Origin of the sequence: Lysinibacillus sp. FSL K6-3209 (genome assembly GCF_037976175.1) — a bacterium.
GTDB classification, from domain to species: domain Bacteria; phylum Bacillota; class Bacilli; order Bacillales_A; family Planococcaceae; genus Lysinibacillus; species Lysinibacillus sphaericus_D.
The window spans coordinates 900,542-912,551 of record NZ_CP150264.1 but is presented as its reverse complement, the minus strand read 5'-3'; the positions used below and the strand labels follow the sequence as shown (position 1 = coordinate 912,551).

Here is a 12,010-nt window from a genome sequence, read left to right as displayed (position 1 = left end):
CACATCTCCCTTTCAACTGTATTAAAATAAATCACTTTCAAACTAGTACAACTTATTCTTAGGACTCAGTATACTGAATAAAATACAGTCGGTCAATCATATATTACGCCTTATACCAAAGAATTTTTCTACAAAAACGTTAAGATTCGACTGTCCTATACTGTATCACTAATAACATAAATCTGTATTACAACAACTTTCTTTAAGCGCTCAAACATTACGTTTCTCTAAATAATGACCAATAGTAGAATACCCCAGTTTTCTGCAATCTAATAGCTACACAATAATTTTTTAAGTTTATTCAAATAAAGTCTTTTTTCATGTGCATGTTTTGATGCGTGATGTATACTTATAAATAAGGTAATACAAAGATTGAAAGGAAGATTCTCACATGATTTTAATGGATGATATAATTCGCGAAGGCCATCCGACACTCCGCACTAAAACAGAGGAAGTTCAATTCCCTTTAACTGATGAAATAAAACAGCTTGCTACAGATATGCTACAGTTTTTAATTAACAGCCAAGATCCTGAAATTGCCGATAAATATGATTTACGCAGCGGGATTGGATTAGCTGCTAACCAAGTAAATAGTCTACATCGCATGTTTGCCCTTCACTTAAAAGATGACAAAGGAGAACAATTGAGCTTTATCGCAATCAATCCGAAAATTGTTAGCCACTCTGTCGAAAATACCTATTTGCCAACTGGCGAAGGTTGCTTATCTGTTGATCGCAATGTTCCTGGTTATGTGCCACGTCACGCACGTATAACAGTGAAATTTAAAACAATCGACGGCGAAGAGAAAAAAATGCGTCTATCTGGCTTGCCAGCTATCGCCTTCCAGCATGAATTAGATCATTTAAACGGCATTATGTTTTATGATCGCATCAATGAAAAAAATCCATTTGCTGAAATTCCAGACGCTGTTCCATACGAACGCGACTAAGCCACACTAGTAGCTAAGGCGGATGCTTTCCACGGACGTACACATAAGCCGCTACCATCCACTAATGTAATTGTTTTAGTTGCCTGGCACTTAGCATAGATACCTAGCATAATATCGGCTCCTAAATCGTAAAAATCCACTACGCTTTCCGCGGGCACGACTAAGCCGCAACCTTCGCTGTCGCGCGGTCTGTTGCGTCTTACATTGCGTGCGTTCCCCCAGGAGTCTACGTGGATTTTTACTTGGCAAGTCATAAATACATGGCTAGCACGGAAATTGAATTAGTGCCTGACACCCGCTCTCTGCTAAATTTAATCTATTACCAAAGAAGATCAGCTAAGTTCTTCTCCATAATATGCATAGCAAAAAGTGTTAGATTGATTGCAGTCAATCTAACACTTTTTTTGCTTTTATTCTATCTGCTATATTTTAAGCTAATCGCGCATTAATTGTCTCAATTAATGCCGGCAGCTCACGCATTGTTTGAATCGTATAGTGTGCACCCGTTTGTTCAAAAATAGCTTTTGTTTTTTCAATAACGACTTGTTGCTCTTCATCAGATAGACTCATAAATTCCTGTTCTGTTAAGCCCATTTCAGAACTGCCAACTATTACACCAACAGCCCAAACTCCAGCATTTAATGCCTCTTGTATATCTGACGTAGTATCCCCGACTTTAACAACTTGCTTTGTCGCTTTCACGCCAAGTTTTTCTAAATTTCTGAAAATCATATATGGATAGGGACGTCCCTTATCACCTATATCAGTCGGTGTAACTAAAAAATCAGGCTTGTATCCTTTCTTAGCAGCATGATGTGTCACGACTTCCATCATCGTGGCAGTATAGCCTGTTGTGGAGCCAATGCGTATTCCGGCTTGTCTTAATTGATGCACTGTTTCTTTCACATGTGGAATCGGATCAGTGTACTTAGCAAGTGATGCCATTAATTTCGTTTCAAACTGCGAATACAGTGCCTGTACATCTTGTTCTGTAAATGAACGGCCATACACACGTGCCCATTCCTCACTCACTCTTGGCATCTCAAGCATCGTCCGAATATGGTCAATTTTTAACATGCCCATCGGTTTGCGTGCTTCTTCTAGTGTCACCGCAACACCTGCATCTTCAAAAATAGTAAGAAATACATTGACAGGTGCAAAACAACCAAAGTCAACCGCTGTACCTGCCCAATCAAAAATTACCGCTTCAATTTTCATTATTTTTCACCGCCATATAGTTTTCAATAACATGACATAATGTAGTCATATCTTCCTCATGAACATCCCCTATATTACCGATTCGGAATGTATCAAATTCAGTTAGCTTTCCAGGATAAATAACAAAGCCTGCTTGTTTCATTTCATGATAGAAATGCTCAAAAGAAAATCCTTCATATGGATATAAAAACGTCGTGATAATCGGCGATTGCATTTCCGCTGAAATATAAGCTTTAAAACCACAGCGCGATAATCTATCACGCAAAAGTTGATTATTTTTAGCATATCGTTTGTAGCGTGCCGCAACGCCACCTTCTACAGCAAGTTCCTCCAACGCCTTTGCAAAGGCTGCTACAACATGAGTTGGTGATGTAAAACGCCATTTCCCATCTACGCTCATCACTTCCCATTGTTTGTATAAATCTAATGCTACACTTTTGGCCTGTCCTTTACATTTTTCTAACGCTTCTATTTTCGCAACAACAAATCCAAAACCTGGCACGCCTTGAATACATTTGTTAGCACTACTGATTAAAAAATCAATTTGCATATTCGATAAATTCATTGGCACGCCACCAAAGCTACTCATTGCATCTACAATAAATGTTTTATTAAACGATTTTACAACTTTGCCTATTTCATCAATAGGATTTAATATCCCTGTTGTCGTCTCACAATGGACAATCGCGACATGCGTAATAGCAGCATCTTTTTCAAGTATAGCTTGTACTTCTAAAGGTGATGGTTGCTCGTGATAAGGTACACTGTAAACTACATGCTGTAATTGAAGGACAGTTGCCATTTCTACGATTCGTTCCCCGTATGCCCCATTTGTGATAATGAGTACTTTATCTGCATCTCCAATAGCAGTTGTCAGAACCGATTCAACGACAAAGCTCCCACTTCCTTGCATTAAGATAGCTGTATAGTCTGTTTCATCAACCTGCGCTAACGCTACTAACTGTTTGCGTATTTCTTGTGTAACTTGCTTGTAGTCGTCATCCCATGTACAGCGATCCACTAGCATCTCTTTTTTTACTGCTTCTGTAGTTGTTAATGGACCGGGAGTTAATAATTTGTAGGTATTCATATTGTTAGGCTCCTTTATTGTTGTGCTTCTTTAAAGAATGTTTGATGTTTTTCTAATAAATCGACAGTTAAAGTCGTATCCCATTTTTTTAAGTATTTTGGAATATATTTTTCCTCTACTTGCTCACCTTCATAAAGTGCTACTGGATATTGTTTTAACAAATCTGCTCGCGCCTCAGTCGCAATGACCTTCGCTATCTCACTCGCCAATGCCTCGTCCCCTTCTTTATCTACAACGGCAACAGATTCCGTTAACGTGAAGTTACCTTCCGTTGGGTCAATATAGTCGATTGGTAAGCCCTCATTTTTTGCATCAATCGCTTGAATACGTAAACCAAACCCTGCTGCGACTTCTCCCGTTTTCACCTTTTTAATAGGACCAGAACCAGAACTTTCAATATGCGGTCCAGCATTTTTAATTAAATCTGCTAATACTTGCTTTCCTTCTTTTTCGCCATATTCACTCATAATCGCCTGAACTAATAGCCAGCCAGTAGAAGAATCTAAAATATTTGGAAAGGAAACTAAATCTTTGTATTCTGGCTTCGTTAAATCTTTAATTGTTTGTGGCACAGGTAGCCCTTTTTGCGCCAATAAATCTGTATTGATAAAAATAGACCCGACATTCCCTAAAATCGGTAATGCATAAGTTGAACCACCATCTAACGGCTTTAACTCTGAAGATAGTTCGACAAACATTGATTTAGATGTTTGAGCACTTTCGATAAAGTAAGAAGCTATTGTTACCACATCCGCTTCAATATCCTTACCCTCTGCCATCATTTTCCCACCTAATTCAGATGTACCGAATGATTGGATAATATACTTTCCTTCATACCCCTTTTTATCGAGTGTGGTTTCCATTACTTCAATTGCTTCATCATCAGCATTAGAATAGATAATAACTTGATCCTTCGTATCAGCCTCCGCACCTCCACACGCTGCTAATACAATTGCAGAACTCACCGTTCCAAACATCATGACTGTCGACTTTTTCATCATTCCATCTCCTTAAACTTTTCTTTTTTTGTTGTTATATAGTCACAACCTAATTTCACAATGAGGTTTGTACATAAAATAAAAATTGAGAGAACAAAAATATCCGTATACTTCGCAAAATGCTGCAATTCTTTAATACGCGTGGAGACAAGCATCGTTTTCGTACTGACAAGGAAAATTACGCCACTGACTGTCACCATGGCATTTAAAAAATAATAGCTAAACATTTGAAAAATAGTAGGTCTTATATTCGGCAAAATAACGCGAATGACCGTTTGAAGCCAAGAGTCCTTTAATAATTCTCCGGTCACTTCCCATGTTGGGTCCATTTTTTGCAAAGAGTTTTTCGCCATTAAATACGGTGTTGTAAAGAAATGGACAACCGTATAGGCAATAATGATGAAGAAGGTCCCTTTAAGCGAACTCCCATTGAAGAAAAATAAATAAGAAAGACCGAGTACCATCCCTGGCACTGTATTGGTAATCATTGAAGCAAAATCTAATGTACTTCTCCCTTTGAGCGGTGTTCTGACATTTAGAAGTGCTGAAACAAACGCGATGCCCACACCTAAAATGGCTGTAAAAAAGGCAACAATAAGGGAATTCATATAAACCCTAATTAAATTCTTTTCTGCTAAAACATTTTGTACATGTTCCAATGTGAAACTAAAGTCATATGGATAGCCCTTAGTAAATGGCACGATGAACATTGTTGAGAAGATGATAAAAATCGTACTTACGCATACTAACGATAGTACTGTAAATGTACTGTCTCGAAGACGATGAACGACTAGAGCACTTTGACTGACATGCTTATATTGAAAATTAAATCGATCTAGCACGCTCAGCATCACGATGCCAAGTACAGCAGGGACAAGCATGAGCACAGAAATTACCGCCCCTTGCTCAAATCGCACAATAGAGCCAAGCATCGCTTGATATAGCTCTGTTGCAATCACTTTATAACCCCCACCTACCGAAGCAGGGATACCAAAATCGGTAAAACTTAAAATAAACGTTAAAATAAATGCTCCACCAATTGTTCCTATCATAGGTCGAAATACGGTATGGTAAAATCGACGTGATGGTCTATCATGCATTAGCATCGAGACAAGCAAAAAGCGTTTATCAATGTACTGCATGGAATTTTGCATTAAAATAAATGCAACAGGCAATGTGTAAAGCACATACCCAATCAACAAGCCATTAAATCCATAAATCGTCACTAAGGGCTGCCCCAGAAGTTTTGTTAGTATTCCTTGATTGCCAAATGTGTAAAGCAATACAAAACCATAGGTAATTGTCGGCAAGAGCATCGGCAATGTTACCCCGATATGTACAAGCTTTTTTAAATGTTGATTCATCGTCGTAAAATGCATGGCATAGGCAAGAGCAAACGCTAAACAAGTAGTAATAACAGCAGCGACAAATGACACTTGGAAACTATTAAGAAACGCTTCTCGAATTTCAACGCTCTGTAATGCTTCTACATAGTTTTGAATCGTTACGCTATTGCCTTTTTTCAAAGACTGCCAAAACATATAAAGTAATGGCACAATTAAAAAGAACAGAAAAAAGAAGACAATTGGCAGAAAGAGAATTTTCACCATTTTATTCGTTTTAAGCATATGATTCTCCAAACAGTTGATAGATGTTATGACGTTTAATATGAAGTTGCTTTAATATAAAGTCTTCTACAAATTGATTTTTTGGTGTTTTCAATATTTCGTGAGGTGTGCCATATTGTGAGACAGTTCCCTCATTAATGATGAGTACTTTATCTGATAACGTGAGCGCCTCCTCAGGATCATGTGTCACAATAATTGTTGTTAAATTAAATTGGCGAGCAATTGATTTAATGCGCTCCTTAATTGATTCTTTAATCACACCATCTAGCGCGCTTAACGGTTCATCTAGCAATAAAATTTTCGGCTGCATAACAAGCGTTCTAGCAATAGAGACACGCTGTTTCTGTCCACCAGATAATTCGTGAATCTTTTTATGTAAATGTGGAGCGAGTTCTAAGAAATCCACATACTCCTGAATTTCAGCTTTTGACATTTGCTGTTTTTTATTTTTCAAGCCATAAACGATATTGTCGTAAGCATTCAAATGTGGGAACAACGCGAAATCTTGGAAAACGATATTAAATCCTCTATCCTGCATTGATTGTTTCGATATATCTTGTCCATTGTAAAAAAGTTGTCCATTTGTTTGTTCCGTGAGACCTAAAACAATGTTGAGTAATGTCGTTTTCCCACAACCACTCGGCCCCAATAACGAAACAATTTCACCAGAATCTATCGTTAAACTTATATCTCTTAAAACATTTTTAGTTTTATAACTTTTTGAAATATTTTTTAGTTCTAACAAATTGCTCACTCCTTTTGAGTTGTTAACCACAGTATAGAGACAATTTGTAAAGAGAAATCACATGTTTGTGTAAATGTTGAGTAAATTCTGACTAACTGTTGACAAACTCATTACTACTTTGAGTAAATAACAATAAGAGGTGATGAAATGTATACAGTTGAAAGACAACAACATATTTTGCAATTCATTCGGAATAACAAGGTAGTAAAATTAGTAACCCTGACAAAAGAATTTAATGTATCAATGGAAACTATCCGAAGAGATATTCAACAACTTGTGCAAGAGAAGAAAATCGAGAAGTTTTATGGGGGTGTAAAATATATTGAACCCGTTGAAGGATTAATGGACAATCGATTAACACAGCAGTTAACAGAAAAAATCGCCATTGCCAAAGCTTGTGCTTCTTTAGTTGATCATGGTGACTGCATTTTTATTGATAGTGGCTCAACAACTTATCAAATGACACCATTTCTACTAGGAAAGGAGAAACTAACAGTCGTGACGAACTCTCTTCCTGTAGCATTTGATTTAATTGGTTCTACTATTGAAGTAATGATTATCGGCGGAAGAGTGCGACATTCGGAAAAATCGGTCACTTCAAATGACTTTCTTTTCCGCTTCGACCATCTCAATATTAATAAGGCATTTATATGTGCAAGTGGCGTGACATTAGAAAAAGGAATATCCGATTTTAGTTTAGAAGAAGCGATGACGAGGAAACAACTTATTAATATTTCGCAAACCGTTTATGTTGCGACTGATTCTACCAAATTCAATAAAGATGTGGCTATTCAAGTATGCCCGCTAGATGAGGTCGATATGATACTTACTGATAACGGACTGCCCAAAGAAACATTACAACAATTTACAGAAGCAGGAATTAAGCTGGAGGTTGTTGATATCTAAAGTATTGTTTGAGTGAATTGTTTGAGTGACTGGCACCGATAATACGTAAAAAACCCACTTCTCGTGGGTTTTCCTTTTAATATTCAAAATTGTTTGAGTGACTGGCACTTAAATAATTTTTAAATAGCGCATTGCTTTTGCAAGTCCATCCGCATCTACATGATCGGTAATATGTGTCGCGACCGCCTTTACTTTTTCATGGCCATTCCCCATTGCCACACTCGTACCAACAGCCTCTAACATTTCAATATCATTCATACCATCACCAAAAGCAATGGCATCCTCTAACGTTAAACCCATTTTAGCGAGCACTTTTTCGATTCCAGCAGCCTTGGAACCACCTTTAGGTAAAATATCACAAGAATATTCATGCCAACGCACGAACTGGACATTTGGAAATGCCTCATAATACAAATGTTCATCTTTCTCTTCCATAAAGATTAGTGTTTGATAAACATCGTGCTGCATATAATAAGATGAGTCTAATTCTGGGTACGGGTATTTTAACGTGTTTAAACTTTCGGATACCTTGTTATGCCCTCCAACTGACGCAATCATTCGCTTGTCATCTAAAAAAACAACGGGTTCATTGCGCGCTTCTCCAAAGGCAATAATTTTAGCTAATTCTTCTTTTTCTACCCCATTTGCGTAGACAACCTCGCCTTGATAAACGACGTACTGTCCATTAAAGGTCACATACGTATTAATATCAAGCTCTTCTAGCAATGGTTCAATCATAAATGGTGCACGTCCAGTAGCGATTGCAAGCTCATACCCTTTGCGACGTGCTTCCAATAGCGCTTCTTTGGCAGAAGCAGGCATTACTTTTTCACTGTTATAAAGCGTTCCATCTACATCAAAAAATAAAATTTTTTTCATCCTATTATCCCTCTCTTTATGTATGATATTGCAAAGGCTAAATCCTTTACACAGGCATTGTTTTTAATTATAATGATCCTAAGGAGTGATGTGCCATGCTGAAGAAACTAAAGCGAAAATTGTTGAAGCGACTTCGTGGCGTACTCGGAAAAAAATCAATTGCCTAACATTTGCCCTTCATTATTTGAAGGGCTTTTCTTTATTTTAGAGTAGCTGCGTGATAATATAAAGGAAATGCATTTATTTGACTATGCGCAACCACTGTCTCATTGCTTTTCATGAAAAGTGCAAGATTAAAGTATTGAGATACAAGAAATTCAAACGCTCATTTCTTTATTCGTCTAAAGTATACTAGAAATTCGCGATTTTTTCTTGTAGTACGTGTGTGGTAATAGCCAAATGTGCAATAATAATGTACGCAATCAAAGGAGAGCAAACTATGATTTACAAAGTTTATTATCAAGAAAAAGCAAATGAGATTCCAGTTCGCGAAAACACTAAAAGTCTATACCTTGAAGCTGCTTCAGAACGTGAAGTACGTCAAAAGTTACAAGACCGTCATTACAACATTGAGTTCATTCAACTGCTTGAAGGTAACTATTTAGAGTACGAACAAGCAAGTCCGAACTTCATCTTGGAGGAAATTTAACAAACATGAAGTTTGTTAAAAATGACCAAGCAGCTGTTTTCGCGCTCGGCGGACTGGGCGAAATCGGCAAAAATACTTACGGCGTTCAATTTCAAGATGAAATCATCTTAATTGATGCCGGTATAAAATTTCCTGAAGACGATTTACTTGGAATTGACTATGTTATTCCAGATTACACGTATTTAGTACGAAACGTAGATAAAATTAAAGGGCTATTTATTACGCACGGACACGAAGACCATATCGGTGGTATCCCTTATTTACTACGTCAAGTAAATGTTCCTGTTTATGGAGGTAAGCTTGCACTTGGCTTATTGCGCAATAAACTAGAAGAGCATGGTTTACTACGTACAACAAAACTAATCGAAATTAAAGAAGAAGATATTATTAAATTTAGAAAGACATCTGTCAGCTTCTTTAGAACAACGCATAGTATTCCAGATGCTTACGGTATCGTCGTTAAAACACCTCCAGGCAATATCGTGCATACAGGTGACTTTAAATTCGACTTTACACCTGTAGGAGAGCCTGCAAACTTAACAAAAATGGCTGAAATCGGACGTGACGGCGTTCTTTGCCTATTATCTGATAGTACAAATGCTGAAAAACCAAATTTCACAATGTCTGAACGTACAGTTGGAAAAAGTATCGATGAAATCTTCCGCAAGGTTGACAGTCGTATTATTTTCGCAACATTTGCATCCAATATTCACCGCTTACAACAAGCAACAGATGCTGCCATTAAATACGGACGAAAAATCGCTGTATTCGGTCGATCTATGGATAATGCCATTACAATCGGCCGTGAGCTAGGCTACATCAACGCACCAAAAGATACTTTTATTGATGCGCAAAGCATTAACCGTTTACCTGCTAATGAAGTAATGATTTTATGTACAGGCTCACAAGGTGAACCAATGGCAGCACTATCTCGTATTGCCAATGGTACACACCGTCAAATTCAAATCCAGCCTGGCGATACAGTTGTCTTCTCTTCTTCACCGGTACCAGGGAATACGGTTAGCGTCAATAAAATTATCAATTTACTGTTCCGCGCTGGCGCAGAAGTTATTCACGGTGCATTAAATAATATCCATACTTCTGGTCACGGTTCACAAGAAGAACAAAAGCTTATGCTACGACTGATGAAACCAAAATTCTTTATGCCTATTCACGGTGAATTCCGTATGCTAAAAATGCATACGCATTTAGCAGAAGATTGTGATGTTCCACTGGAAAATACTTTCGTCATGGAAAATGGCGATGTTTTGGCATTAAGTGCAAATGAAGCACATGTGGCAGGTCGCATCCCTTCTGGTGATGTCTATATTGACGGCAATGGTATTGGAGACATCGGTAATATTGTCTTACGTGATCGTCGTATCCTTTCCGAAGAAGGTTTAGTCATTGTTGTTGTCAGCGTTGACATGGAAAACCAAAAAATCGTTTCAGGGCCTGATATTATTTCACGAGGATTTGTCTATATGCGTGAGTCTGGCACAATGATTAATGAAGCACAAAAAATGCTAAATCGTCATTTAAATGAAACCATCCAAGGTAAAACACCTCAATGGACTGAACTTAAAAATGAAATCACTGATGTTTTAGGACCTTATTTATTTGAGAAAACAAAACGTCGTCCAATGATTTTACCGATTATTATGGAAGTATAATCTTCTATATTAAGAAGCTACGCGATTAATGCGTAGCTTCTTTTTTTGCATAGAAACTCTATCTTACTTTGATAAAGTAATATCATTTTTTCAAATCGCCTCTATAGATTTGAATCGTTTTAAACAGGACCTTTCCCATGGACTCTTTGTCGCAAAATCCCCCGTTTTGCAGACCGATAACACTCACTTTGTCCCACGTCCAAAAAATTTTATGTGTTTTAATAAATTTCTAAAATTTTGAAACCTCCTACAATGTTTTACGTATATAGTAATATCCACTTAAAAAAATGCAACATCTCTTTTCAAAAACAAGTACAAAAAAATAGAATTATCCACAATTACAAAACTGTGAACAATTCTATTTCAACAATTACAACTGAAAGTATTTATCCAATACATATACGACCCATTGACACCCCGGCTGCAGACGAATATTTTCAATTAAACCTTTTATAATCGCTTGACTATATGTCGTATGCTCAACTTGATTTTTTAAAAGCTCCAAAGATTCTCGTTCAATAGACGGCTCTAAATTATGAATACTTTGATCAATTAACTGTAAAAGCGATTCCTGCGTTATTTCTTGATCACATGGTCTTGCTACTAATTGAGCCAGTTCTTCGGTAATAAAAGGGATTGTCGTATGTCGAGCAATTATATCGGTCTTTTCCGCTAAAGATTGCGCCAACTGATCTAAGTCGAGCGGTAAATCAGAAAATATAAATAGCTCGGCATAACTTTTCATAAACCCTTTTACACAATACATAACATCGTACTTTGTCTCTTGCAGCTCTTCACGATACAACTGTTCAAGCATTTGGACAATAGACTTCGACATATCTGCTTCATAGGCACTCACTTTTTGAAACAACTCTTTATTTGTAAGAAATACCTTTTCATTAAAAAAAACACGTGACGATGCTGCATGTTTTTTGAATGCTTGAAAAATATTTTTGTAGAAATCAACCAACATGACATCTTTTTTATTTGAGTTTCTGACTACGTGGTCAATGTCTGCGATAAATTGCTGCAAGTAGTAGTCAACCATTGAGAAAAGAAGCTCATCTTTTGTTTTAAAAGACAAATAAAATGCCCCTTTAGAAATCCCACAGCGTTCCGTAATTTGCTGTACAGATGTTGCTTCAAAGCCTTGTTCAGAGAATAGCTCTAATGCTTTCTCCATAATTAATTGCTTTTTTAACATATTTTTAAATCTCTCCTAATGCATTTCGTTGACAAATGACTGATTAGTCATTAGTATAAATAATTGAATCT

Annotated in this window: 11 protein-coding genes; 4 read left to right on the top strand and 7 right to left on the bottom strand. The window is 37.1% G+C overall.

Annotation, left to right across the window (positions count from 1 at the left end):
* Positions 1-391 precede the first annotated feature (391 nt).
* Positions 392-949: a peptide deformylase gene (def, locus tag MHH88_RS04290; RefSeq protein WP_069510355.1), complete on the top strand. Its 558-nt coding sequence runs from the start codon at positions 392-394 to the stop codon at positions 947-949.
* Between the two features lie 429 nt (positions 950-1,378).
* Here the strand turns inward: def and phnX are convergent, their stop codons facing one another.
* From phnX to MHH88_RS04265, 5 genes are read right to left on the bottom strand one after another with little or no spacing between them, the layout of a single operon-like run.
* Positions 1,379-2,167 carry a phosphonoacetaldehyde hydrolase gene (phnX, locus tag MHH88_RS04285; RefSeq protein WP_339261674.1) on the bottom strand — a complete coding sequence of 263 codons (789 nt, stop codon included), beginning with the start codon at positions 2,165-2,167 and terminating at the stop codon, positions 1,379-1,381.
* Entirely contained in the window at positions 2,157-3,257 is a 1,101-nt protein-coding gene (gene phnW, locus MHH88_RS04280) for a 2-aminoethylphosphonate--pyruvate transaminase (protein WP_339261673.1), read from the bottom strand. The genes phnX and phnW overlap by 11 nt, the downstream gene beginning before the upstream one ends.
* 14 nt (positions 3,258-3,271) lie before the next feature.
* Positions 3,272-4,255 (bottom strand): extracellular solute-binding protein, encoded by a 984-nt coding sequence (locus MHH88_RS04275; RefSeq protein ID WP_339262992.1) that lies wholly within the window; start codon positions 4,253-4,255, stop codon positions 3,272-3,274.
* On the bottom strand, positions 4,255-5,883 hold the full coding sequence (locus tag MHH88_RS04270) for an ABC transporter permease subunit (protein WP_339261672.1): 1,629 nt from the start codon (positions 5,881-5,883) through the stop codon (positions 4,255-4,257). Before MHH88_RS04270 ends, MHH88_RS04275 begins: the two co-directional genes overlap by 1 nt.
* A complete protein-coding gene (locus MHH88_RS04265; protein WP_339261671.1) occupies positions 5,876-6,628 on the bottom strand; it encodes an ABC transporter ATP-binding protein in 753 nt (250 codons plus the stop codon). Before MHH88_RS04265 ends, MHH88_RS04270 begins: the two co-directional genes overlap by 8 nt.
* Positions 6,629-6,775: 147 nt before the next feature.
* On the opposite strand from MHH88_RS04265, the gene MHH88_RS04260 reads away from it, so the two are divergent.
* Positions 6,776-7,534 (top strand): DeoR/GlpR family DNA-binding transcription regulator, encoded by a 759-nt coding sequence (locus MHH88_RS04260; protein ID WP_103977341.1) that lies wholly within the window; start codon positions 6,776-6,778, stop codon positions 7,532-7,534.
* Positions 7,535-7,642: 108 nt separating this feature from the next.
* On the opposite strand, the gene MHH88_RS04255 is transcribed toward MHH88_RS04260, so the two are convergent.
* Positions 7,643-8,413 (bottom strand): Cof-type HAD-IIB family hydrolase, encoded by a 771-nt coding sequence (locus MHH88_RS04255; protein WP_339261670.1) that lies wholly within the window; start codon positions 8,411-8,413, stop codon positions 7,643-7,645.
* Between the two features lie 439 nt (positions 8,414-8,852).
* On the opposite strand from MHH88_RS04255, the gene MHH88_RS04250 reads away from it, so the two are divergent.
* On the top strand, positions 8,853-9,062 hold the full coding sequence (locus MHH88_RS04250) for a DNA-dependent RNA polymerase subunit epsilon (RefSeq protein WP_069510370.1): 210 nt from the start codon (positions 8,853-8,855) through the stop codon (positions 9,060-9,062).
* A gap of 5 nt (positions 9,063-9,067) precedes the next feature.
* The gene (gene rnjA, locus MHH88_RS04245) at positions 9,068-10,735 is read left to right on the top strand and encodes a ribonuclease J1 (RefSeq protein WP_024362215.1); all 1,668 of its coding nucleotides are present in this window, start codon (positions 9,068-9,070) and stop codon (positions 10,733-10,735) included.
* A gap of 370 nt (positions 10,736-11,105) precedes the next feature.
* Here the strand turns inward: rnjA and MHH88_RS04240 are convergent, their stop codons facing one another.
* Positions 11,106-11,939 (bottom strand): TetR/AcrR family transcriptional regulator, encoded by an 834-nt coding sequence (locus MHH88_RS04240; protein ID WP_069510372.1) that lies wholly within the window; start codon positions 11,937-11,939, stop codon positions 11,106-11,108.
* Between the last annotated feature and the right edge of the window lie 71 nt (positions 11,940-12,010).